The organism is Streptomyces roseifaciens (assembly GCF_001445655.1).
Taxonomy (GTDB): Bacteria; Actinomycetota; Actinomycetes; order Streptomycetales; family Streptomycetaceae; genus Streptomyces; species Streptomyces aureoversilis.
Genome location: NZ_LNBE01000004.1, coordinates 2,255,177 through 2,279,664 on the forward strand (window position 1 = coordinate 2,255,177; position 24,488 = coordinate 2,279,664).

The window sequence follows — 24,488 nt, forward strand, 5'->3', positions numbered from 1 at the left end:
TGTGGGGTGGTTGCTCGCCGTTGCGGCGGGGTTGGGTGCCGGAGTGAGGTTGGGGGTGCGGTTCGGCATCCGGTGGTGGCTGTCAGAGAGGGACCGGCTCCGGGGTCCACGTCGTCAGAGGGGTTGCGCCCCTGTGGCCGTACTCGGCGAAGATCTTGATCGGGGCGCCGCCCGATATCGATGCCAGCTGCCACAGGGCCGTGCTGTCGCGGTGCCGGGGATCGACGGGCAGGGCGGCCGAACCGCCCTCGCCGTCGGCCAGTTGCCAGTGGCCGTCCGGGCCCGGAACCGGGACCACGCCGTCGAGGACGACCGGCCACGTCTCCAGCCAGGGGTCGTCGCGCAGGGCCTCCCCGTACGCGGAGAGGGCCGCTTCCACGCCGCCCCCCGCCGGCGGTCCCGCACTCTCCGCGGGCGGGGCGTGGCGCGTGCCGAGCACGGCGCGGAGCGGGTGCGCCGCCGGGTAGTAGACGAGGTCCGCGTCCAGGGTCAGGCCCACGGGCAGTGACAGCTCCGGCGCCCGGCCGGCCGCTCCGTAGGAGAGGAGCAGGGCCATCCGGCCCGAGTCCCGGCCGTGGAGCCAGATCCGGCGGGTGACCAGGCGCCCGTCATCGCCGTCCCGCTGCGCAAGGACCAGCCAGTGGTCGCGCACCGGCGTGCCGGACGCGAGCAGCGCCGCGGCGTCCGTGGTCAGGCCGACCCGCGACCGGACCGTCGCGGCCAGGGGCTCCGGCAGCTCCTGCAGGCGCAGCCACCCCTGGTTGAGGGTGTGCAGCAGGGCGCACTCCTCCAGCAGCCGGCCCGCCCAGTCGGCGCCCGAACCCGGCAGGGACGCCAACTCCCGCACTCGCGAGGCGAGACCGGGCGCCTGGGCGTCGACCATGCGGGCCGCCGTCTCCTCCCACTGCCCGTACCCCGCGCCCTCCGCGGCCGCCAGCCCCCCGCGCAGCAGATCGGCGAGCCGCTGCTCCAACTCCGTGACACCCGCGCCGATCCGCTCCGCCCGGCGCTCCCCGCGCCGCCGCGCGGCCTCCTCGTCCGCGGGCGTCGCGGGCCCCGCCGCGGCCGGGCCCGCGACGGCCTTCTCGGCCCGCTTCCGGCGCCGCTCCAGCCACTGCTCCGCCCAGCCGGGCGGAGCCTCCTGCGCGGCCGGCACCGCGGCCTCGCCGGAAGCCCACAACAGCAGCAGCCCCAGCGCGTGCTTGCACGGGAACTTGCGGCTCGGACAGGAGCAGTTGAAGCCCGGCCCGCCCTCCCCGGACAGGTCCACCACCGTGCGGTACGGCTTGCTGCCGCTGCCGGAGCACTCACCCCAGACCGCGCCCCCGCCCTCCTCCGGGCGCGCCCCCGCGCCCGACCACGGACCGGGCGCCGCGAGCTTGCTTCCTGCTTTGCGTGATGCGGCGTCAGGCGCCAGCGAGAGCACCGTCTCCGCCGTCCATCGATCCCCCTGCGGATTCATGCCCCAAACGCTAGGGCCACCCACTGACAATGGCCCTGACCTGCGGATTCGACACGTCCCGGCCCATTGTCAGTGGGGTGGTGCAGGGTGGTTCGCACATCCCGGATCCGCACACCTAGGGGGACTTGTGACCGTGCCCGGAACCGAAGGCGAAGCCGAGAACGAGACCGAGACCGAGACCGAATCCCAGGCCCTGCGCCCGCACGCGGAGCACGCCTTCGCCGAGGAGCTCAAGGCCCTCGCCGCCGCCGACGACCGGCCCCGCCCCGAGCGCTGGAAGCTCTCGCCGTGGGCCGTCGCCACCTACCTGCTCGGCGGCACCCTGCCCGACGGCACCGTGATCACGCCCAAGTACGTGGGCCCGCGCCGCGTTGTCGAGGTGGCCGTCACCACGCTCGCCACCGACCGCGCCCTGCTCCTGCTCGGCGTCCCCGGCACCGCCAAGACCTGGGTCTCCGAGCACCTGGCCGCCGCCGTCAGCGGCGACTCCACGCTGCTCGTCCAGGGCACGGCGGGCACCCCGGAGGAGGCCATCCGCTACGGGTGGGACTACGCCCGGCTCCTCGCCCACGGCCCCAGCCGCGAGGCGCTCGTGCCCGGCCCCGTCATGCGGGCCATGGCCCAGGGCATGACCGCCCGCGTCGAGGAGCTCACCCGCATCCCCGCCGACGTCCAGGACACCCTGATCACGATCCTCTCCGAAAAGACCCTTCCCGTCCCCGAGTTGGGCGAGGAGGTGCAGGCCGTCCGCGGCTTCAACCTGATCGCCACCGCCAACGACCGCGACCGCGGCGTCAACGACCTCTCCAGCGCCCTGCGCCGCCGCTTCAACACCGTCGTGCTGCCCCTGCCCGCCACGCCCGAGGACGAGGTCGACATCGTCTCCCGGCGCGTCGACCAGATCGGCCGCTCCCTCGACCTGCCGTCCGTGCCCGACGGCACCGACGAGATCCGGCGCGTCGTCACGGTCTTCCGCGAGCTGCGCGACGGCGTCACCACCGACGGCCGCACCAAGGTCAAGTCCCCTTCGGGAACGCTCTCCACGGCCGAGGCGATCTCCGTCGTCACCGGCGGCCTCGCCCTCGCCGCCCACTTCGGCGACGGCGTGCTGCGCGCGGGCGACGTGGCCGCCGGCATCCTCGGCGCGGTCGTCCGCGACCCGGCCGCCGACCGCCTCGTCTGGCAGGAGTACCTGGAGACGGTCGTCCGCGAACGCGACGGCTGGAAGGACTTCTACCGCGCCTGCCGTGAGGTCTCGGCGTGAGCGGCACCGGAACCGGCACCGGCACCGGCCCCTTTCTGCTGGGCATCCGCCACCACGGGCCCGGCTCCGCGCGGGCGGTACGGGCGGCCCTGGAGCAGTGCCGGCCCGCGGCCGTCCTCGTCGAGGGGCCGCCCGAGGCCGACGGGATCGTTTCCCTCGCGGCCGACGAGGGCATGCGGCCGCCCGTCGCCCTGCTGGCCCACGCGGTGGACGACCCGGGCCGCGCCGCGTTCTGGCCGCTCGCCGAGTTCTCCCCGGAGTGGGTGGCGATCCGCTGGGCCCTGGCGCACGGGGTGCCCGTGCGGTTCATCGACCTGCCGGCGGCGCATTCGCTCGCGCTGGGCGAGGAGAACGGGCCCGGGCCCGAGGGCCCGCAGCCCGGCGCCCCCGCTTCCGGCGGCGCCGTGCAAAGCAACCATGCCGTGCAAAGCAACCATGCCGAGCGAAGCAGCCGTGCCGCGCGAACCGGCCGTGCCGCCGCCCCCGAAGCGCACCCCGCGCCCGGCGGGCCCGTAGAAGAGAAGCCCCCCGCCCTGCACGCCGCCCCCCGTCTCGACCCCCTCGCCGTGCTCGCCGCCGCCGCGGGCTACGACGACCCCGAAGTGTGGTGGGAGGACGCCGTCGAACACCGCCGCGGCCGGGACGGCGCCGACGCCCTCGCCCCCTTCGCCGCGCTCGCCGACGCCATGGCCGAACTGCGGTCCGCGTTCGGCGACGGCAACGGCGGCACCGGCGGCAACGACGGTGATGACGATAGCGACGGCGACGGATCCGGCGGCGCGCGGGACCTCGTCCGCGAAGCGCACATGCGGCTCAGGATCCGCGACGCCCGGCGGGAGTTCGGCGACGGGATCGCCGTCGTCTGCGGCGCCTGGCACGTGCCGGCCCTCGCCGAGCGGCGGACCGTCACCGCCGACCGGCAGGCCCTCAAGGGCCTGCCGAAGGTCAAGGCCGCGATCGGCTGGGTCCCCTGGACCCACCGGCGCCTCTCCCGTCACAGCGGCTACGGCGCCGGCATCGACTCGCCCGGCTGGTACGGCCACCTCTTCCACGCCGCGGACCGCCCGCTCGAACGCTGGATGACGAAGGCCGCCCGGCTGCTGCGGGACGAGGACTTCCCCGTCTCCTCCGCCCACGTCATCGAGGCCGTCCGCCTCGCCCGCTCCCTCGCCGCCCTGCGCGGCCGCCCGCTCGCCGGCCTCACCGAGACCACCGACGCCGTCAGGGCCGTGATGTGCGACGGCTCCGACGTGCCCCTCGCGCTCGTACGGGACCGGCTCGTCATCGGGGACGTCCTCGGCGAGGTGCCCGACACGGCCCCCGCCACGCCCCTGCAGCGCGACCTCTCCCGCCTCCAGCGCAGCCTGCGCCTCAAGCCCGAAGCGGACGCCCGCGAGGTGGAGTTCGACCTGCGCAAGGACACCGACGCCGCGCGCAGCCGGCTGCTGCACCGCCTGCGGCTCCTCGGCGTCGGCTGGGGCGAGCCGGTCCGCTCCCGCACGGGGACCGGCACCTTCCGCGAGACCTGGCGGCTGATCTGGGAGCCCGAGCTGGCCGTACGGGTCGCCGAGGCCTCGGCCTGGGGCACCACCGTGCTCGCGGCGGCCACCGCGAAGGCCGAGGCCCGGGCCGTCGGCTCCGCCGCCCTCGCCGACGTCACGGCCCTCGCCGAGCACTGCCTGCTGGCGGAGCTTCCCGACGCCCTCCCGGTCGTGATGCGCGTCCTGGCCGACCGCGCCGCCCTCGACGCGGACGTCGCCCACCTGGCCGAGGCCCTGCCGGCCCTCGTCCGCTCCGTGCGCTACGGCGACGTCCGCCGCACCGGCACCGCTGCGCTCGCCGAAGTGGCCGAGGGCCTGGCCGAGCGCGTGTTCGTAGGCCTGCCCGCCGCGTGCGCCGGCCTGGACGCGGACGCCGCGGCGGCCATGCGGGGCCTGGTCGACGGGGTCCACCGGGCGGTGGGGCTGCTGGCCTCGGAGCCGGGGCCCGGCGCGGAGGCCGGAGCCGCCCCGGAGGCCGGAACGACCGCACGTTCCCGGGGCGGTGCCGCGCCCGCCCTCCGGGACCGCTGGGCCGCCGTGCTCCGCGTGCTCGCCGAGCGGGAGGGGCTGCCCGGCGGGATCCGCGGGCGGGCCGTACGACTGCTGCTCGACGACGGGCTGCTGCCCGACGGGCGCGCCGCCCGGCTCATGGGACTCGCCCTCTCCGCCGGTGCGGAGCCGGCCGGGGCCGCCGCCTGGATCGAAGGCTTCCTCGGCAGCGGCGGGGCCGGCGGCACGCTCCTCGTCCACGACGAGCGCCTGCTCGCCCTCGTCGACGACTGGCTCACCGCCGTGCCGGGGGACTCCTTCACCGACGTCCTGCCGCTGCTGCGCCGCACCTTCTCCGCGTTCGATCCGGGAACGCGCCGCGTGCTGGGCGAGCAGATCCGCCGGGGCGGCCCGGGAGGAGCGGGAGCGGTACACGGCGGCCGGGCGGGGCACGGGACCGGGGCACGTCTCGACGAGGAGCGGGCGGCGGCGGTGCTGCCGACGATGCGCCTGCTGCTGGGCATGGCACACACAGGGGGAGCACGACGATGACCACGGACGCGAACACGACCACTCGTACGGGCACCGGCACGACCGCCGCCGCCCCGGCCGACGAGCGCCTGCGCCGCTGGCGCCTCGTCCTGGGCGGCGACGGCTCCGCGGACGGCACCGGCCGCGCCCTCTCCGGCACCGACGCCGCCATGGACCGCACCCTCGAAGCGCTCTACGGCGGCTCCGGCGTCCCGGGCGCGCAGGGCGCCGGTTCCCGCGAGGCCGGCCTCGGCGGCTCCGCGCCGCGCGTCGCCCGCTGGCTGGGGGACATCCGCACGTACTTCCCGGCGTCCGTCGTTCAGGTGATGCAGCGCGACGCCGTCGACCGGCTCGGCCTGTCCTCTCTGCTCCTGGAGCCGGAGATGCTCGAGGCGGTCGAGGCCGACGTCCATCTCGTCGGCACGCTGCTCTCCCTCCACAAGGCGATGCCCGAGACCACGAAGGAGACCGCCCGCGCCGTCGTCCGCAAGGTCGTCGAGGACCTGGAGCGGCGCCTGGCCGGCCGCACCCGCGCGACCCTCACCGGAGCCCTCGACCGCTCCGCCCGCATCAACCGCCCCCGCCACCGCGACATCGACTGGGACCGCACCATCCGGGCGAACCTCAAGAACTACCTGCCCGAGTACCGCACGGTCGTCCCCGAGCGGCTGGTCGGCTACGGCCGGGCCGCACGGGCGGTGAAGAAGGACGTCATCCTCTGCATCGACCAGTCCGGCTCCATGGCGGCGTCCGTCGTCTACGCCTCCGTCTTCGGCGCCGTCCTGGCCTCGATGCGCACCCTCGACACCCGCCTCGTCGTCTTCGACACCTCCGTCGTCGACCTCACCGACCAGCTGACCGACCCGGTCGACGTGCTCTTCGGCACCCAGCTCGGCGGCGGCACCGACATCAACCGCGCGCTCGCCTACTGCCAGTCACGGATCACCCGCCCGGCGGAAACCGTCGTCGTCCTCATCAGTGATCTCTACGAGGGCGGGATCCGCGAGGGAATGCTCAAACGGGTGGCGGCCATGAAGGCCTCCGGCGTGCAGTTCGTGACGCTGCTCGCGCTCTCCGACGAGGGGGCCCCGGCCTACGACCGCGAGCACGCCGCGGCCCTGGCCGCCCTCGGCGCACCGGCCTTCGCCTGCACTCCGGACCTCTTCCCGGAGGTGATGGCCGCCGCCCTGGAGAAGCGCCCGCTGCCCGTGCCCGACACGGCCGCCTGACGGGCCGCCGAGCCCGTCCCGCAGGCCGGACGCGTACGGATTCCGTTGCGATCTGTGAGCGTAATCACGGCCGTAGTGTGACCTCTGATTTAGGGCCTCCCCGCCAGCGGGGATAACCTGCGAGACGGACATGCCGCGTCAACGGTGAACGTGTGCCGCCCTCGCCCGTGCTATCCCGGGGCGCAACCCCCGGACCCCCGCGGAGATCGCGCTCTCACGCCGCCCAGCGGCACGCCCGCGCAGACAACGAACCGCGATATCCATGGAAAAGGGACGGACGCGCGTGGACCTGTTCGAGTACCAGGCGAGGGACCTCTTCGCCAAGCACGGTGTACCGGTGCTGGCCGGTGAAGTCATTGACACGCCTGAGGCGGCCCGCGAGGCGACCGAGCGGCTGGGCGGCAAGTCGGTCGTCAAGGCCCAGGTCAAGGTCGGCGGCCGTGGCAAGGCCGGTGGCGTGAAGCTCGCCGCCACCCCGGACGAGGCCGTCGCCCGCGCGACGGACATCCTCGGCATGGACATCAAGGGCCACACGGTCCACAAGGTGATGATCGCCGAGACGGCTCCCGAGATCCTCGAGGAGTACTACGTCTCGTACCTCCTCGACCGCACCAACCGCACCTTCCTGGCCATGGCCTCGGTCGCGGGCGGCATGGACATCGAGGAGGTCGCCGCGACGACCCCCGAGAAGCTCGCCAAGGTGCCGGTCGACGCCAACGACGGCGTCACCATCGAGAAGGCCCGCGAGATCGTCGCCCAGGCGAAGTTCCCGGAAGCGGTCGCCGAGAAGGTCGCCGAGGTCATGGTGACCCTGTGGAAGACCTTCGTCGCCGAGGACGCGCTCCTCGTCGAGGTCAACCCGCTCGCCAAGGTCGCCAACGGTGACGTCATCGCCCTCGACGGCAAGGTCTCGCTCGACGAGAACGCCGACTTCCGCCAGCCGGAGCACGAGGCGCTCGAGGACAAGGCCGCGGCCAACCCCCTTGAGGCGGCCGCCAAGGCCAAGGGCCTGAACTACGTCAAGCTCGAGGGCCAGGTCGGCATCATCGGCAACGGCGCGGGTCTCGTCATGAGCACCCTCGACGTCGTCGCCTACGCCGGCGAGAACCACGGCGGCGTCAAGCCCGCCAACTTCCTCGACATCGGTGGCGGCGCCTCGGCCGAGGTCATGGCCAACGGTCTCGAGATCATCCTCGGCGACCCGGACGTCAAGTCCGTCTTCGTCAACGTCTTCGGTGGCATCACCGCGTGCGACGAGGTCGCCAAGGGCATCGTCCAGGCCCTGGAGCTCCTCAAGAGCAAGGGCGAGGACGTCAGCAAGCCGCTGGTCGTGCGCCTCGACGGCAACAACGCGGAGCTGGGTCGCAAGATCCTGTCCGACGCCAACCACCCGCTCGTGCAGCGCGTGGACACCATGGACGGCGCGGCCGACAAGGCCGCCGAGCTGGCTGCGGCTAAGTAAGGGACGAGGACTCCACAACCATGGCTATCTTCCTCACCAAGGACAGCAAGGTCATCGTCCAGGGGATGACCGGCGCCACGGGCATGAAGCACACCAAGCTCATGCTGGCCGACGGCACCAACATCGTGGGTGGCGTGAACCCGCGCAAGGCCGGCACGAGCGTCGACTTCGACGGCACCTCCGTGCCCGTCTTCGGCTCGGTCGCCGAGGCGATGGAGAAGACCGGTGCCGACGTCACCGTCGTCTTCGTGCCGCCGGCCTTCGCCAAGGCCGCCGTCGTCGAGGCGATCGACGCCGAGATCCCGCTGGCCGTCGTGATCACCGAGGGCATCGCCGTCCACGACTCCGCCGCCTTCTGGGCGTACGCGGGCTCGAAGGGCAACAAGACCCGCATCATCGGCCCGAACTGCCCCGGTCTCATCACCCCGGGCCAGTCCAACGCCGGCATCATCCCGGGCGACATCACCAAGCCCGGCCGCATCGGTCTCGTGTCCAAGTCCGGCACGCTGACCTACCAGATGATGTACGAGCTCCGTGACATCGGCTTCTCCTCGGCCGTCGGCATCGGTGGCGACCCGGTCATCGGCACCACGCACATCGACGCGCTCGCCGCGTTCGAGGCCGACCCGGAGACCGAGCTGATCGTGATGATCGGCGAGATCGGCGGCGACGCCGAGGAGCGTGCCGCGGACTTCATCAAGGCCAACGTCACCAAGCCGGTCGTCGGCTACGTGGCGGGCTTCACCGCGCCCGAGGGCAAGACCATGGGCCACGCCGGCGCCATCGTCTCCGGTTCGTCCGGCACCGCCCAGGCGAAGAAGGAGGCCCTCGAGGCCGCCGGTGTGAAGGTCGGCAAGACCCCGTCCGAGACGGCCCGCCTCGCGCGCGCCGCGCTGGGCGCCTGAGCCTGACGGTTCCCGCGCGCGGGCCCGCACCCCTTGAGGGGGGTGCGGGCCCGCGCCCGTTTCCGGGGTCCACGTAAGGGTAATTGCGCGTCAAATAGGTTTATCCGGGTATCAAAAGCGACACGACGGTCATTTACCCGCTACCCGAACGAAAGGCGTGTTCTTGGCAGCATGACCATGTGACCCACGATGCCGAGCACAGCCCGCCGCCGCCCGCGCCCGGCCGGCCCGCCGCGAGCGCGCCGCCCCCCGCGGGCACGGTGTTCGTCGGCGGGGCGATCGCCGCGGGGCTGGGGCTCGGGGCGCTGGCCGTGGTCGTCCTGCTGCTGTGGATCACCTCGCCGTACCCGGACGGCGGCGCGGGCGAGGCCCTGCGCTCCGCCGCCGGCCTGTGGCTGCTCGCCCACGGCGCGGACCTCGTCCGCACGGACACCCTCACCGGGGCGCCCGCCCCGATCGGCCTCACGCCGATGCTGCTGGCCGTGCTGCCCTGCTGGCTGCTCTACCGGGCCGCGCGGCACGCCCTGGAACCGGCGGTCGAGCCGCCCGACGACCACGACGGCTTCCCGTACCCGGAAGCCGTCCCCTTCGAGGAGCTCACGCCCGAGGAGATCCTCGCAGCGGCCCAGCCCCCGGCCCCGGCCCCGGCGGAGGCCGCGCCCCGTCCCGCCCCGGGCAGGACCGCCGCGGCCCTCCTCGGCGGCTATCTGCTCGTCGCCGTCGGCGCCGTCCTCTACGCCGCCTCGGGCCCGGTACGGGCCGAGCCGCTGAGCGCCCTGCTCCACGTGCCGGTCGTCGCGGGGGCGTCCGTCGCGGCCGGGATGTGGGCTGCGGGCCGCCCGCACGACACGCCGTCGCCGGTTCTGCGCCGAGCGCTCGCGGCGGTCCCCGCGCGGCTGCGGCGCCGCTTCACCCGGGCCCGGTCGGCCGCGGCCCTGCGCGCCGGGACCGCCGGCACCGTCGTCCTGCTCGGCGGGGGCGCCGTCCTCCTCGCGGCCTCCCTCGCCGTCCACGCGGGCGCCGTACGCGAGTCCCTCCTGCAGATCACCGCGGCCTGGTCGGGCCGCGTCGCGGTGCTGCTGCTGTGCCTCGCCCTGCTGCCCAACGCCGTCGTCTGGGCCGCGGCCTACGGGCTCGGGCCGGGCTTCGCCGTGGGCACGGCCGGCGTCGTCGCGCCCCTCGGCATCACCGCGTACCCGCTGCTGCCGTCCTTCCCGCTCTTCGCGATCCTCCCCGCCCCGGGCCCCGCCGAGCCGCTGCCCCTGGCGGCCTCGGCGGCCGTGAGCCTCGCGGCCGGGGCCACCGTCGCCTACGCCGCCGTGCCGCGCCGCAGCGCGGACCTGGCCCGGGCGGGGCTCGGCGAGACCGTCGCCGTCGCCGCCCTCGGCTCCGTGTTCTGCGCGCTCGTCGTCACCCTGCTGACCTACGCGGCGGGCGGCACCCTGGGCGCATCCGTCCTCGCCACCTTCGGGCCCTCGTGGCGGCTGGTGGGCGCGGCCGCGCTCGTCTGGACGACCGCCGTGAGCGTCCCCGGGGCGATCGTTCTGCGCTGGCTGCGGCGGCGCATCGCCCTGGGCGCCGGAGCCGGCGCCGGTGCCGTCGCCGGTGGACTGTCGGCGGAGGCCCTTGCGGGCGCCGTCGCCCCGGCCCGCGGCGCGGGAGCCGTCGTCCTGGCCGGGACACCGTCCCTGCGGCTGTCCGCGGGCACCCACCGCCGGGTCCCGCCGACGCGGGCGGACCGGCCCCGCAAGGCGCGCCGGGCGCGCGCCCGCTGGTGGACCGGCGGCCGGGCCGCCCGCGCGGTGGGCTCCTGGCTGGGCTTCGGGGCGGGTACGGACCGCGCGGCGAGCGGGCTGCGCGCCGACACGGCGACCCTCTCCTTCACCCGGCCCGGGGCGACGGGGCCCGCGTGGTCGGCCGAGCCGGGGGCCACCCCCGTGGAGGCGCTGCCCGTACGGGGTGCTCCGGCGGGCTCCGCTGCGGTCGGGCTCGCTGCGCCGGCCATGTCGTCCGGGCCGTCCGTGCCGTCCGGAGCCGAGGAGCGGGCCGCGCGGCGCGGGTGGTTCGGGCGCCGGAAGACGAAGGGGAGCAGGCGGCGGGGGAGAGGGGCGCCGCGGGTGCCGGCGTTCGATGCGGCGGCCTGGCACGACACGGGGGCGCGGCAGGTGCGGTGGGCTGCGCTGCGGGATTCCGGGGGCGGGCTGATGCCGGCGTTCGAGCCGCACGATGCGGCGCCGCAGGACCGGGGCTGACGCCGCGGGGCGCTGCCCCGGACCCCGGTCCTCAATCTCCGGACGGGCTGATTTGTTCCTGCGTCAGTCCCGCGTCCCCAGCAGCGGCCGCAGCTGCTTCGGGAGGTGCTTCTCGCACGCCTGCTCCGAGCTCTGGGTCAGGGCGTCGTCCACGCACGTGTAGTAGTCGCTGTAGACGATCTGGAAGACGAACGTCGCCGCCACGATGGCCAGCGCCAGCCCGCCCGTCACCAGGCCGCTGACCGCCGCCGTCGTCTGCGGCCGGAAGGCGCCGGGCGCCGGGGCGGGGGCCGCCGGGGTGTCCGGGTCCTGTCGCTGCGGCCGGGCCTTGGCGCGCAGGGCGCTGACGCCCCAGTAGAGGGAGAGGGCGCCGAGCAGCAGGGCGACGTAGGGGATGCTGAACAGGGCGAAGAAGAAGCCCCACATGCCCGCGAGCAGGGCGTAGCGGGCGCGCCGCTGGGCGGGGTCCGTGGGGTCCCAGCGCAGGCCGCCGTTCCCGCCCGGGCCGCCGGGGCCGCCTGCGGGGCCGCCCGGGCCGCCGCCGAAGCCGCCGTCGTGGCGGCCGGGCTGCCTGCTGCTCCACTGGCTGCCCCAGGCGGGGGGCTGCTGCCGCCCGTCGCCGGAGTCGTTCCCGTCCTGCGAGCCGTCCTCCTGGCCGCCGTCCCGGCCGTTCCCGTGGCCCTGCGGTCCCTGCGGGTGCTGCCGCGGCTGCCAGGGCCGGTCGGGCTGTCCCTCCGGCGGCGGCGCGAAGGGGTTGTCCCGCTGCTCGTCGGGGGAGGGCGGCGTGGGGCGGTCGTGCGACATGCGGGCGTTCCTCATCGCACCGCCGCCGGGGGTTTCGGTGGGCAGCGCGAGGCGGTGAGCCGCGTGACGGCGTCGGTCCGGCATGTGGAGTGTGTCTTCCCCTTGTGTCGTCGTCCGGCACGCCCAGGATGTGCGCCGTCCAGGATGTGTGCCCGAACGCCCGGGACGTACGGCACATCCCCGGCGTCCGTGCCTACCGCACTCCGAACGTACGGCGTCGCGCCCGGATTCCGTGCACGTGGCCCGCGCTTTTCCGTGCGCTGCTTCCAGACGCTACCTTCCGCGCGCGCCCCCGTCCCGCGGGGGCCGTTCGGTGTGCCGGTATCGTTGCTGGCGGTCGGCGGGTTCGTAGAGTCCCCCGTATTCGGCGACGCCCTCGTCTCGTACGACCATACAAACCGTACGGCCATCACACCGCTCGCCCGCGAGAAAGGGCCCCACCGTGGCCTCCCCGCCTCCCGCGCCCCCCGCCCGCCTCGTCGTCCTGGTCTCCGGCTCCGGCACCAATCTGCAGGCCCTGCTCGATGCGATCGCCGCCGACCCGGAGGGCTACGGCGCCCGGATCGTGGCCGTGGGCGCCGACCGGGACGGCATCGCCGGCCTGGAGCGGGCCGAGCGCGCCGGGATCCCCACGTTCGTCTGCCGCGTCAAGGACCACCCGACGCGCGACGCCTGGGACCGTGCGCTGACGGAGGCCACCGCGGCCCACGAGCCGGACCTGGTGGTCTCGGCCGGTTTCATGAAGATCGTGGGCAAGGAGTTCCTGGCCCGCTTCGGGGGCCGCGTGATCAATACGCACCCCGCCCTGCTGCCCAGCTTCCCCGGCGCCCACGGCGCGCGCGACGCGCTCGCGTACGGCGTCAAGGTGACCGGGTGCACCGTGCACTTCGTCGACGACGGCGTCGACACCGGTCCGATCATCGCCCAGGGCGTGGTCGGGGTCCGGGACGAGGACGACGAATCCGCGCTGCACGAGCGGATCAAGGAAGTCGAGCGCGAGCTGCTCGTCGAGGTCGTGGGGCGCCTGGCCCGCAACGGCTACCGCATAGAGGGACGAAAGGTGAAATTCCTGTGACCGCCGAAGGTATGAAGCGGCCCATCCGCCGCGCGCTGGTCAGCGTCTACGACAAGGCCGGGCTGGAGGAGCTCACGCGCGGTCTGCACGAGGCGGGCGTCGAGCTCGTCTCGACCGGCTCGACGGCCGGCCGGATCGCCGCCGCCGGCGTCCCGGTCACCCGGGTCGAGGAGCTCACCGGATTCCCCGAGTGCCTGGACGGCCGCGTCAAGACGCTCCACCCGCGCGTCCACGCCGGCATCCTGGCCGACCAGCGCCTGGACTCCCACCGCGAGCAGCTGGCCGAGCTGGGCGTCGAGCCGTTCGAGCTGGTGATCGTCAACCTCTACCCGTTCCGGGAGACCGTCGCCTCCGGCGCCTCGCCCGACGAGTGCGTGGAGCAGATCGACATCGGCGGCCCCTCGATGGTCCGCGCCGCCGCCAAGAACCACCCCTCGGTGGCCGTCGTGGTCAACCCCGGCCGCTACCAGGACGTCCTCAAGGCCGTCGCCGACGGCGGCTTCGACCTCGCGCAGCGCAAGCGCCTGGCCGCCGAGGCGTTCCAGCACACCGCCGCCTACGACGTGGCCGTCGCCAACTGGTTCGCCGAGGGCTACGGCGCCGACGACGGCGAGTGGCCGGACTTCATCGGCGCCTCCTACGAGCGCAAGCAGGTCCTGCGCTACGGCGAGAACCCGCACCAGCCCGCCGCCCTCTACACGGACGGCACGGGCAAGGGCCTCGCCTACGCCGAGCAGCTGCACGGCAAGGAGATGTCCTACAACAACTACGTCGACACCGAGGCGGCCCGCCGGGCGGCGTACGACCACACCGACCCCTGCGTCGCGATCATCAAGCACGCCAACCCGTGCGGCATCGCCGTCGGTTCGGACGTCGCCGAGGCCCACCGCAAGGCCCACGAGTGCGACCCGCTGTCGGCGTTCGGCGGCGTGATCGCCGTCAACAGCCCCGTGTCGGTCGCCATGGCCGAGCAGGTCGCCGAGATCTTCACCGAGGTCATCGTCGCCCCGGCCTACGAGGACGGCGCCGTCGAGGTGCTCGCCCGCAAGAAGAACATCCGCGTGCTGCGCTGCGCCGACGCCCCCGCGGCGCACGGCGAGACCCGTCCCGTCGAGGGCGGCGTCCTGGTCCAGGTCAAGGACCGGCTGCAGGCCGGGGGCGACGACCCGGCCAACTGGACGCTCGCCACGGGCGAGGCGCTCTCCGCCGCCGAGCTCGCCGAGCTGGCCTTCGCCTGGCGCGCCTGCCGCGCGGTCAAGTCCAACGCGATCCTGCTGGCCAAGGACGGCGCGACCGTCGGCGTCGGCATGGGCCAGGTCAACCGCGTCGACTCCGCGAAGCTGGCGGTGCAGCGGGCGGGCGAGGAGCGGGTGCGCGGCTCGTACGCCGCCTCCGACGCCTTCTTCCCCTTCCCGGACGGGCTGGAGGTGCTGACGGCCGCGGGCGTCAAGGCCGTGGTGCAGCCGGGCGGTTCGGTCCGCGACGAGCAGGTCGTGGAGGCCGCGAAGGCGGCGGGCGTGACGATGTACTTCACCGGTACGCGCCACTTCTTCCACTAGGCCGCGGAACGGGCGGAGGCCCGTACCCCGATGCGATCGGGTGTACGGGCCTCCGCGTCCGTCACGTGCGTGCGCTCAGAAGCGCGGGCGGCGGAACCAGTCCTGCGAAGCCTGCTTGGCCGCGAAGACGATCACCAGGATCGACAGGATCAGGCCGATGAGGCCGACGCCGTAGAAGACGATGCACACCAGGCCGCTGATGATGCCGAACGCCGCATAGACGATCGAGCCGACGCGGACGCCATTGCCGCCCTTGGCGTAGCGCACCGCGAGAATGATGCCGATGATCGCAAAGATCACGGCCAGCGCGGCGAGGAACGCGAACACGCCCTTTCCGGCGTCGAAGACCGTGTCGGCATCCACGGTGTCGCCCTGCGCGGTGGTGACCGTGCCACCTCCGTGGGTCTTCTTCGCGTCACCGATCGCCGCGATCGCGGCGGCGCACAGGCCCGCCACGATCACGTGCACCGCGGCGATCGCGTACAGCATGACGCGGGCCGCCTTGGTGATGCCCGGCATCACCTGCGGCCCCTGCGGGGCACCGGCGTAGCCGCCCTGCGCCTGCGGGTACGCGGCGTACGGCTGGCCGGGCTGGCCGCCCTGGGGCTGCTGCGGATATCCGTAACCGGGCGCCTGCTGGGGCGCACCGTACGGGTTGTTCTGATCGCCGAAGCTCATGCTGGGGATTTCCTCCGTCGGTGTCGTGCGGGGACGGCGCGGGCATTCGGAGGAGAGTTGTGTCAGCGGCTCGCCCCCGATTTGCACGCGCGGCACGCGGATCATCGTTATCGGGCCTCTGACTTTTGTCCAGCTGATACCCGTATCCGAGGGGCCGCGGGGGCTGCAGGGAATAACCGAAGCGAATTCGTCACCTGCGGCGGGCCGCCCTGATTGGAACCATGGCCGCCCCATCCGCGAGGATGGGGTCATGACCGCCCAGATTCTCGATGGCAAGGCCACCGCAGCAGCGATCAAGTCCGAACTCACCGTGCGCGTGGAGGCGCTGAAGGCCAAGGGCGTGCAGCCCGGTCTCGGCACCGTCCTCGTCGGCGACGACCCCGGCAGCAAGTGGTACGTCGCCGGCAAGCACCGCGACTGCGCCGAGGTCGGCATCGCCTCGATCCAGCGCGAACTCCCCGCCACGGCCACCCAGGAGGAGATCGAGGCGGTCGTCCGCGAGCTCAACGACAACCCCGACTGCACCGGTTACATCGTCCAACTCCCCCTCCCCAAGGGCATCGACACCAACCGCGTCCTGGAGCTGATGGACCCGGCCAAGGACGCCGACGGCCTGCACCCGATGAGCCTCGGCCGCCTGGTGCTGAACGAGACCGGCCCGCTGCCCTGCACCCCCAACGGCATCATCGAGCTGCTGCGCCGCCACGACGTCGAGCTCAACGGCAAGCACGTCGTGGTGGTGGGCCGCGGCATCACCGTCGGCCGCTCGATCGGCCTGCTGCTGACCCGCAGGACCGAGAACTCCACGGTCACCCTCTGTCACACCGGCACCCGTGACCTGTCGGCGCACCTGCGCGACGCCGACATCATCGTCGCCGCGGCGGGCGTGGGCCACCTGATCAAGCCGGAGGACGTCAAGCCCGGCGCGGCCGTGCTGGACGTCGGCGTCAGCCGCGACGGCGAGGGCAAGATCATGGGCGATGTCGACCCGGCGGTCGCCAAGGTCGCCGGCTGGGTCTCGCCGAACCCCGGCGGCGTCGGCCCGATGACCCGGGCCCTGCTGCTGGTGAACGTGGTGGAGGCCGCCGAGCGCGCCACCGGAAGCGGCAATGCGGCCTGAGGAGGAGCCGGGCAGCGGACCGGGCAAGGAGCCGGGCGCCGGCAAGGGCCGCCGCTTCCAGCTCACGCGGGACACCGCCCGCCCCGAGGGCGGCGGACGCGCCGCCCCGGGTGACGCCCCGGCGCCGGCGCGCCAGTGGCCGCTGCTGGCGGTCATGGGCGTGACGGGGCTCGGGCTGCTGATCGTCGCCTTCGACGCGTTCCGGGTCGGGACGCTGCTGATCGGGCTGGCGATGGCCGGCGGCGCGGTGCTGCGCTGGGCCCTGCCGTCCGTGGGCATGCTGGCCGTGCGCTCGCGGTTCACGGACATGATCACGTACGGCGGGCTGGGCGGGGCGATCCTGCTGCTGTCCCTGATGGCGCAGCCGCACCCGTGGCTGAAGGTGCCGTTCCTGGAGGACATCCTCCACTTCACGGTCTAGATCCGGCTCCGCGGTCCGGATCCGACTCCACGGCCCGAACTCGACCGGCTTTGCCCGATTTCGAGTAGTTTGATGACGAGGTGATCCCTTTCCTGCCCCGCAGGGCGGGAAGGGGCCGGTGCTGCCCGCGAGAGGGACGTTCCCCGTCATGGCCAAGATCAAGGTAGTCGGCCCGGTCGTCGAGCTCGACGGCGACGAGATGACCCGGATCATCTGGCGGTTCATCAAGGACCGGCTGATCCTGCCCCACCTCGACCTCGAGCTGAAGTACTTCGACCTGGGCATCGAGAACCGCGACGCCACCGGCGACCAGGTGACCGCCGACGCCGCGCGCGCCATCCGGCAGTACGGCGCCGGCGTGAAGTGCGCGACGATCACGCCGGACGAGGCGCGGGTCGAGGAGTTCGGCCTCAAGGCGATGTACCCCTCGCCCAACGGCACCATCCGCAACATCCTCGGCGGGGTGATCTTCCGCGAGCCGATCATCATGGCGAACGTGCCGAAGCACGTCCCCGGCTGGACGAAGCCCATCGTCATCGGCCGTCACGCCTTCGGCGACCAGTACTGCGCGACCGACCTGAAGATCCCCGGCGCGGGCACCCTGACCCTGGCCTACACCCCGAAGGACGGCTCCGAGCCGCTGGAGCTGGAGGTCTACGACTTCCCCGGCCCCGGCGTCGCCCTCGCCATGTACAACCTGGACGCGTCGATCCGCGACTTCGCGCGCGCCTCCTTCCGCTACGGCCTGGACCGTGGCTACCCGGTCTACCTCTCCACCAAGAACACGATCCTGAAGAAGTACGACGGCCGGTTCAAGGACCTCTTCCAGGAGGTCTTCGACAGCGAGTTCAAGCCGGACTTCGACCGGGCCGGGCTGACGTACGAGCACCGCCTCATCGACGACATGGTGGCGACCGCGCTGAAGTCCTCCGGCGGCTACGTCTGGGCCTGCAAGAACTACGACGGCGACGTCCAGTCCGACACCGTCGCCCAGGGCTTCGGCTCGCTCGGCCTGATGACCTCGGTCCTCATGTCGCCCGACGGCCGCACGCTGGAGGCCGAGGCCGCGCACGGCACCGTCACCCGCCACTACCGCCGCCACCAGCAGGGCAAGGAGACGTCGACCAACCCGATCGCCTCGGTCTTCGCCTGGACCCGGGCCCTGGCCCACCGGGGCAGGCTGGACGGCACGCCCGAGGTCGTCGGCTTCGCGGAGACGCTGGAGCGGGTGTGCGTCGAGACCGTCGAGGGCGGGCGGATGACCAAGGACCTGGCGCTGCTGATCGGCCCCGAGGCCCCCTGGCTGACCACCGAGGAGTTCCTCGCGGCCGTGGAGGCGAACCTGCGCGGGAAGCTCGTGCCGGCAGCCGTGTGAACGGCGTGCCGGCAGTCGCGTGAGCGGCCGCGGTGGCCGGTCCTCCACCCCCGTGGGGGGACCGGCCACCGCCCCGCAGACGAGTTTCATGATCGTGAGTTCGGGCTTCAAGATCTTCAAGCCTGCTGTGGCCGGGGGGTGACGGTTCTGCGACGAGTTCGCCGTCGCGTATCAGTTGTGCAGCAGATGTGACAAGGGCGCGTGGCGGGACTCCTGATTAACCCAAATGCCACGATGCGCCCCGCCTGTGGGAACTGCCATGCTGGATTGCGGCATCCCCCTGGGTAGCCAGCACCGAGGCTGCGGAAGGGGCGCCGCGGCACGCACGGCACGGAAATGGGTCACGGCACGGGAAGAGCACCGCAGACATCGGGGGACAGGGGAGTGCAATGCCTCGTTGGAGGGCGCTACCGGAGGAACTCGACCCGGAAGTGCGCGAATTCACCGAACAGCTGCGCAGACTCGTGGAGCGCAGCGGGCTGAGCATCGGCGCCGTCGCGGACCGCACGGGTTACAGCAAGACGTCGTGGGAGCGCTATCTCGGCGGGCGGCTGCTGCCGCCGCTGGGGGCCGCCGAGGCGCTGGCCGAGGCGACCGGGACCGACGTGGTCCACCTGAGCACGATGTGGGAGCTCGCGGAGCGGGCGTGGAGCCGCAGCGAGCTGCGGCACGACTCCACGGTGGAGTCGGCCCGGATCGCCCGGGCGCGGGCCGCGCTGGGGGAGTTCGGCCCGCCGCAGGCCGCCCCGGAAGCCGCCTCGCAGGCCCCGCAGGCCTCGCAGTCCGCGCAGGCTGCCCCGCAGTCCGTCCGGGCCGGCGGCCGTCCGGGGGCGGTGATCTCGGAGCCGCTCTGCCACGAGACGGCGCGCCGGGCGGCAGCCGCGGAGGAGAGCCCGGCCACGGGCCCCGCCGGATCCCCGGGCCCCGCCGGACCCCCGGCTTCCGGCGGATCCCCGGGCCCCGCCGGGTCGGCCCCGCGCCCGCCCGTCCCAGGCTCGCCCCGCCCGCCCGACTACCGCGCGAAGGCCATCCCGGCCGACGGCCCGGCGCCCCGCCGGCGCGCGGCCCTCTTCGTCACGGGCGTGGTGGGCGCCCTCCTCGTCGTCGCGGCGGTCGTCCTGCTGCTGGGCGTCGGCGAGGGCACGGGCGGGGGCCCCGGCAGCGCGCCGCCGCTCGCCTCGCCCTCCGTCGTCCTGCCCGCCGGCGTCAAGTGCACGGGCGCCGAGTGCAGTGGCAAAGACCCCGAGGCCATGGGCTGCGGCGGCGGCCGGGCGACGACCGCCGGATCCGCGACCGTCGGCACGTCCTACGTCGAGGTCCGTTACAGCCAGGTGTGCGGCGCGGCGTGGGCGCGGATAACGCAGGCGGCCCCGGGCGACGCCGTCCGGATAGACGCGGCCGCGGACGGCGGCGTGCCCGCCCGTTCGGAGTCCGGCCGGGTGGTGCGCGACGCCGACGGCTACACCCCGATGGTCGCCGTGTCCGGACCGGGGAAGGCCAAGGCCTGCGCGGCGCTGACCTCGGGGCCCGAGGGGTGCACGGTGGCGCGCGCCGCCTCCGCCCCGGCCGGGTGAGCGCCGGGATGCCGCGGCGCCGGGCGCGGCACGGTGAGGCGTCCCACACGGGGGCGGGGGTTCGGAGCGGGCCGGGTCGGATAGCCTGACGCCGGATCTCTTGATACCGAGAGAGATCCTCACTCATGGGCAGGGACACCCAACCCCAGTTCGCAGCAGGAGATCGCCATGACCCGCACTCCCGTCAATGTCACCGTCACCGGTGCAGCCGGCCAGATCGGCTACGCGCTGCTCTTCCGCATCGCCTCCGGTCAGCTCCTCGGCGCCGACGTGCCGGTCAAGCTGCGCCTGCTGGAGATCCCGCAGGGCCTGAAGGCCGCCGAGGGCACCGCCATGGAGCTCGACGACTGCGCCTTCCCGCTGCTCCGCGGCATCGACATCACCGACGACCCGAACGTCGGCTTCGCGGGTGCGAACGTCGCGCTGCTGGTCGGCGCCCGCCCGCGCACCAAGGGCATGGAGCGCGGTGACCTGCTGGAGGCCAACGGCGGCATCTTCAAGCCGCAGGGCAAGGCCATCAACGACCACGCCGCGGACGACATCAAGGTCCTCGTCGTGGGCAACCCGGCCAACACCAACGCCCTCATCGCCCAGGCCGCCGCGCCGGACGTCCCGGCCGAGCGCTTCACCGCGATGACCCGCCTGGACCACAACCGCGCCCTGACGCAGCTGGCCCAGAAGACCGGCTCGTCCGTCGCCGACATCAAGCGCCTGACGATCTGGGGCAACCACTCGGCCACCCAGTACCCGGACGTCTTCCACGCGGAGATCGCCGGCAAGAACGCCGCCGAGACCGTCAACGACGAGGCCTGGCTCGCGGACACCTTCATCCCGACCGTCGCCAAGCGCGGCGCGGCCATCATCGAGGCCCGCGGCGCGTCCTCGGCCGCCTCGGCCGCCAACGCCGCCATCGACCACGTCCACACCTGGGTCAACGGCACCGCCGAGGGCGACTGGGCCTCCATGGGCATCCCGTCGGACGGCTCCTACGGCGTCCCCGAGGGCCTCATCTCCTCCTTCCCGGTCACCTGCAAGGACGGCAAGTACGAGATCGTCCAGGGCCTGGAGATCAACGACTTCTCCCGCGCCCGCATCGACGCCTCGGTCAAGGAGCTGTCGGAGGAGCGCGACGCGGTCCGCGCCCTCGGCCTCATCTGATCCACGGACTCCGGATCCCCGGATCTCCGGATTCTTCGACGGGAGTGCCCCGGCGGCCTTTTGCCGCCGGGGCACTCCCGTTTTTCCGTACGGACGTGCGGTCGTGCACCCGTACGGGGTCGGTTTTCCGTCCGTTATCCGAGTGCAAGTGGGGTCCGCGGGAAGCGGATTGGCTTATTGTGAGTTCTCCGAAAATCCGTCAACTCCTGCATATTCGCAGGTGAGTTCGACGATCGGAGAGCCAATGTCCTTATCCGCCGGATCCGCAAGAACCGATCAGGCCATGTCGTCCGGGTCCGCGAGAACGGCCGGTACCGGCAGGCCCGACGTGCGGCCCGACTCGCGGAGTGAAGCCACCCGCCTGCTCTGTGCGGGGGCGTACCTCGATCTCGACTTCCGCCGGCGCGTCGTCGAAGAGCTGGTGGAGCACGAGGAGCGGCCGATCGCGCCGTCGCTCGGCGTCGACGTCGTGCCGGTGCTCACCCACGCGCTGCGGGCGCGTGCGCAGGACGTGCTCACGGCGGTGCTGCTGGCCTGCTTGTGGGCCGCGTTCTTCGCCGTCGGGTTCGCGACCGACGCGGGCACCGACCCGGAGACGGAGATCCCCTGGGCCGTCCTCTACGCCGCGGTCTGCGTGGTGCAGTGGATCGGGCAGGCGGCCGCCGGGCGCGGGAGCGCCGTCTACGCGGTCGACAACAAGACCCTGCGGGAAGCCGTCAAGGGGCGGACGTCGCTGCGCGCCCTGCGGGCGGTCGGGCCGCCCATCCTGCAACTCGCCTACTGGATCGTCGCCCTGGTCGCCCTGTTCGAGGGCGCGGGCAACTGGGCGGCCCTGCTCTTCCCGCTGCTCCTCGTGCTGCCCGTGTGGATGCACCGCTCGCGCGTCGCCTCCGTCATGCGCCTGGAGCTCGGCCGGGAGGCCTTCGCCCACCACCCCCGCGCGGTGCCGCGCTCGCGCCACCACCGCCGCATCGCGGGGACGATCGACCGCGAGCAGTACGCGGGGCTGACCATCTACGACCCCTCCCGCCCGTTCCTCGGCATGGGCCGCCCGCACGAGCCGTGGTCGCTCGTCCTGGAGCTCAAGCCCCGGGACGGCGGCAAGGGCGGTGCGCGGCCGCCGTTCACCGCCCGCGCCGTCGTGGACCTGATCCGGCCGCGCCTGGAGGCGCTGCGCGACTCCGCCGCCGCGACCAGCCGCGACCGGCTCAAGGACCTGGAGATCGAGGAATTCGTCTACCTGCCCGTGGGCCCGCCCCGGCCCGAGGTCCGCTACGACGCGCCCGTCGTCCGGCAGCACCTGCGGGACGCCGTGGACGAGGGCGGCGAGGCCCGCCGCTACTTCCTGCGGGTCCGCGTCGGCGCCTGGGACGAGCAGGTCGTCGTCTCCGTGCTGGTCAGGGTGCACACCCAGGGCGGCATGCTGGTGCTGGAGGTCGTGCCGCACGTGCTCAAGCCGGTCAAGCCGGAGTTCCGCGCGGTCGACGTGATCGCCGCCCGCGGCGAGGACGACATCCTGCGCGACGGCGTCCGCGCCCTGCTGACCGCGCCCGCCGCCGGGTTCGCGTCCGCCGTCTCGGCGGTGCGCACGGCCGTCGCCGGTTTCCGCACGTGGCTGGCCGACCCGCGCCGCGCGGTCCCGGACGGCCCCGCGGGCTCGGTGCGGGAGATCGCCGGGGTGAACTCCGTCTCGCTGTTCCAGGAGATGGACATCAGCCGCTACGTGAAGACGGTCCAGGACCGGATCGCGAGCGGCGTGCGGGACGCGCTGCGCTCCCAGGGCTATGAGACCGACCAGTTCGAGCAGCAGATCGTGCAGGTCAGCGAGGGAGGCGTCTTCATCGGCTCGATGAGCGGCGGCGCCGTGGCCGCGGGCAGCGGCGCCCAGGCGAAGAACACCACGAAGGACGGGGGATCATGACGGATCGCAAGCAGGACGGCGACAGCGGTGTCGGCGGCGGTGCCGGCGGCGGCGGCATCGCCATCGGCCGGATGACGGGCGGTGCGGTCGCCGCCGGGGACCGCGCGCAGGCCGAGAACCACGCGGAACGGGCCGGGAGCCACGCCGAGCGGGCCGGCCGGGACGCTCACCCCGGCACTGCCTTAGCCCCCGTCCCTGCGGAGGCGCCCGGCCATGGGGGCGTCGCGGTCGGCGAGCTCTCGGGAGGCGCGGTAGCCGCCGGCCGGCAGGCCCGGGCCGTCGACTCCTCCCGGGAGGTCCTGGCCGTGCCGCCCGAGCTGCTGGAGGCCGTCGCGGAGCTGCGCCGCCAACTGCCCCTGCTCGTACGGGCCGAGGGCGACGGCGTCGACGCGGTCGGGGACGAGCTCGCCGGCCTGGAGGACGAGGCCCGCCGCACCGGCTGCACGCAACGCGGCCGCCTGGTGCGGCTGCGGGCCCTGCTGAGCAGTGGAGCCACGGCCGCCGGCGGCCTGGCCTCGGCGGCCACGGTCGCCGAGGCGGCCGGCCGGCTGCTGGCGTGAGGGGGCGGGGCACATGAGCCGCTGGGACGCGGATCTCCAGCAGTGGGTGGAGGACGACCCGCCCGGACGGCGACCGCACGCAGCACCGGGGGACGCCGCGGACGAGCACGACCGCCTCCACGACCGCCTCCACGACCCCGACGAGCCCGAGGTCCACCTGCTCCCCGGGCCGCCGGACGGCCTGCCCGAGGGGCCGTCGCACGCGGCGATCCTGGCCGGTGCGCTGGCCGGGGTGGTCCTCGTGGGCGGCCTGGGCGTCGGCGCCTGGGCCCTGATGCGGGACGACGGCGGCGATCCGGGCGCGGGCGGCTCCGGCGGCGCGTCGCCCAGCGCGAGCGCGAGCGTCCTGCCGAGCCCGGGCCCGTCGTACGGCAGCATCTCCGGCACCACGGGGAGCATGGGCACCACGGGCGGCACGGGGACGACAGGAGGGACGACCAGCGGGACCACCGGGGGGTTCACGGGCGGTTTCACCGCCGGTGCCACGGGTTACGGCACGGGCGGCTACAGCCCGGGCACTCCGAGTGCCCCGCCCAGCGCCTTCTCCGGAACCGGACCGGGGTCCGGTCAGGGCTCCACCCAGGACGCCCCGGCCGGCTTCCACCGCACGGAGGACGTGTCCGGCTTCCGCGCGGACGTCCCGCAGGGGTGGGAGCGCACCACGGAGGGCGCCAGCGTCTTCTTCAAGCGGGCGGACGGCAACAGCCTGATCCAGGTGTTCACCCTGGCGGGCCCCGAGCCGACGCCCTACGCGGCGCTGGAGGAGACCGAGCGGGCCGTGTCCAAAAACAAGGGGTACCGCAAGCTGGGCCTGACCACGGTGGGCAGCCCCTCGTACGACGCGGCGGAGCTGGAGTACACCTACGTCAGGCCCGACGGCACCGTGCGCCGCATCGTCGACCGGGCGTTCACCGGGCCCGACCGGCGGCAGTACGCGCTGCTGGTCGCGGGGCCCGCCGACGAGTGGTCCGGGCACCAGGAGATCTACCGGGTGCTGCTGGGGTCGTTCTGCCCTTCCGGGTACTGCGCGAGCAGCGGTGGCGGCAGCGACGCTCAGTGACCCGCGTCACTCTTTGTGAAGAAAGAGGCATAGCTTTTCGCCTTTTGG

Annotated in this window: 19 protein-coding genes; 16 read left to right on the plus strand and 3 right to left on the minus strand. The window is 73.9% G+C overall.

Translation table 11 applies throughout. The annotated features are described in order from the left end of the window. Positions 1-82 precede the first annotated feature (82 nt). On the minus strand, positions 83-1,462 hold the full coding sequence (locus AS857_RS27375; protein WP_058045876.1) for an SWIM zinc finger family protein: 1,380 nt from the start codon (positions 1,460-1,462) through the stop codon (positions 83-85). A gap of 127 nt (positions 1,463-1,589) precedes the next feature. On the opposite strand from AS857_RS27375, the gene AS857_RS27380 reads away from it, so the two are divergent. From AS857_RS27380 to AS857_RS40735, 6 genes are all read left to right on the plus strand, one after another. Continuing rightward, on the plus strand, positions 1,590-2,726 hold the full coding sequence (locus AS857_RS27380) for an ATP-binding protein (RefSeq protein WP_058045877.1): 1,137 nt from the start codon (positions 1,590-1,592) through the stop codon (positions 2,724-2,726). After that, positions 2,723-5,308, plus strand: a complete 2,586-nt coding sequence (locus AS857_RS27385) for a DUF5682 family protein (RefSeq protein WP_058045878.1) — start codon at positions 2,723-2,725, stop codon at positions 5,306-5,308. Before AS857_RS27380 ends, AS857_RS27385 begins: the two co-directional genes overlap by 4 nt. Beyond that, positions 5,305-6,516 (plus strand): VWA domain-containing protein, encoded by a 1,212-nt coding sequence (locus tag AS857_RS27390; protein ID WP_058045879.1) that lies wholly within the window; start codon positions 5,305-5,307, stop codon positions 6,514-6,516. Before AS857_RS27385 ends, AS857_RS27390 begins: the two co-directional genes overlap by 4 nt. 283 nt (positions 6,517-6,799) lie before the next feature. Beyond that, complete coding sequence (sucC, locus tag AS857_RS27395; RefSeq protein ID WP_058045880.1) at positions 6,800-7,978, plus strand: ADP-forming succinate--CoA ligase subunit beta; 1,179 nt, start codon at positions 6,800-6,802, stop codon at positions 7,976-7,978. A 20-nt stretch (positions 7,979-7,998) separates the two neighbouring features. Beyond that, on the plus strand, positions 7,999-8,883 hold the full coding sequence (sucD, locus tag AS857_RS27400) for a succinate--CoA ligase subunit alpha (RefSeq protein WP_058045881.1): 885 nt from the start codon (positions 7,999-8,001) through the stop codon (positions 8,881-8,883). Positions 8,884-9,143: 260 nt separating this feature from the next. Further along, positions 9,144-11,135: a cell division protein PerM gene (locus AS857_RS40735; RefSeq protein ID WP_420823995.1), complete on the plus strand. Its 1,992-nt coding sequence runs from the start codon at positions 9,144-9,146 to the stop codon at positions 11,133-11,135. Positions 11,136-11,198: 63 nt separating this feature from the next. On the opposite strand, the gene AS857_RS39230 is transcribed toward AS857_RS40735, so the two are convergent. Then, positions 11,199-11,939, minus strand: a complete 741-nt coding sequence (locus AS857_RS39230) for a hypothetical protein (RefSeq protein WP_338058284.1) — start codon at positions 11,937-11,939, stop codon at positions 11,199-11,201. A 442-nt stretch (positions 11,940-12,381) separates the two neighbouring features. Here AS857_RS39230 and purN point away from each other — a divergent pair, with 442 nt between their 5' ends. Together purN and purH are read left to right on the plus strand one after the other, a co-directional pair. After that, on the plus strand, positions 12,382-13,014 hold the full coding sequence (purN, locus tag AS857_RS27415; RefSeq protein ID WP_058045884.1) for a phosphoribosylglycinamide formyltransferase: 633 nt from the start codon (positions 12,382-12,384) through the stop codon (positions 13,012-13,014). A gap of 11 nt (positions 13,015-13,025) precedes the next feature. Further along, the gene (purH, locus tag AS857_RS27420) at positions 13,026-14,573 is read left to right on the plus strand and encodes a bifunctional phosphoribosylaminoimidazolecarboxamide formyltransferase/IMP cyclohydrolase (RefSeq protein ID WP_058047093.1); all 1,548 of its coding nucleotides are present in this window, start codon (positions 13,026-13,028) and stop codon (positions 14,571-14,573) included. A gap of 75 nt (positions 14,574-14,648) precedes the next feature. Here the strand turns inward: purH and AS857_RS27425 are convergent, their stop codons facing one another. Continuing rightward, positions 14,649-15,356: a hypothetical protein gene (locus tag AS857_RS27425; RefSeq protein WP_338058285.1), complete on the minus strand. Its 708-nt coding sequence runs from the start codon at positions 15,354-15,356 to the stop codon at positions 14,649-14,651. Positions 15,357-15,501: 145 nt separating this feature from the next. Between AS857_RS27425 and AS857_RS27430 the strand changes: the two genes are divergently transcribed. The 8 genes from AS857_RS27430 (at position 15,502) to AS857_RS27465 (ending at position 24,440) form a co-directional block, all read left to right on the plus strand. Then, positions 15,502-16,371, plus strand: coding sequence for a bifunctional methylenetetrahydrofolate dehydrogenase/methenyltetrahydrofolate cyclohydrolase (locus AS857_RS27430; protein WP_058045886.1), 870 nt, complete (start codon positions 15,502-15,504; stop codon positions 16,369-16,371). Beyond that, positions 16,361-16,792 (plus strand): DUF3017 domain-containing protein, encoded by a 432-nt coding sequence (locus AS857_RS27435; RefSeq protein WP_058045887.1) that lies wholly within the window; start codon positions 16,361-16,363, stop codon positions 16,790-16,792. Before AS857_RS27430 ends, AS857_RS27435 begins: the two co-directional genes overlap by 11 nt. Before the next feature lie 148 nt (positions 16,793-16,940). Continuing rightward, complete coding sequence (locus AS857_RS27440; RefSeq protein WP_058045888.1) at positions 16,941-18,167, plus strand: NADP-dependent isocitrate dehydrogenase; 1,227 nt, start codon at positions 16,941-16,943, stop codon at positions 18,165-18,167. A gap of 389 nt (positions 18,168-18,556) precedes the next feature. Further along, a complete protein-coding gene (locus AS857_RS27445) occupies positions 18,557-19,741 on the plus strand; it encodes an XRE family transcriptional regulator (protein WP_058045889.1) in 1,185 nt (394 codons plus the stop codon). Between the two features lie 168 nt (positions 19,742-19,909). Continuing rightward, entirely contained in the window at positions 19,910-20,899 is a 990-nt protein-coding gene (locus AS857_RS27450; RefSeq protein WP_058045890.1) for a malate dehydrogenase, read from the plus strand. 283 nt (positions 20,900-21,182) lie between these two features. Continuing rightward, on the plus strand, positions 21,183-22,820 hold the full coding sequence (locus tag AS857_RS27455) for a hypothetical protein (RefSeq protein WP_245700538.1): 1,638 nt from the start codon (positions 21,183-21,185) through the stop codon (positions 22,818-22,820). Next, a complete protein-coding gene (locus AS857_RS27460) occupies positions 22,817-23,380 on the plus strand; it encodes a hypothetical protein (protein WP_058045891.1) in 564 nt (187 codons plus the stop codon). The genes AS857_RS27455 and AS857_RS27460 overlap by 4 nt, the downstream gene beginning before the upstream one ends. 13 nt (positions 23,381-23,393) lie before the next feature. Next, positions 23,394-24,440 carry a hypothetical protein gene (locus AS857_RS27465; RefSeq protein WP_058045892.1) on the plus strand — a complete coding sequence of 349 codons (1,047 nt, stop codon included), beginning with the start codon at positions 23,394-23,396 and terminating at the stop codon, positions 24,438-24,440. Positions 24,441-24,488 lie beyond the last annotated feature (48 nt).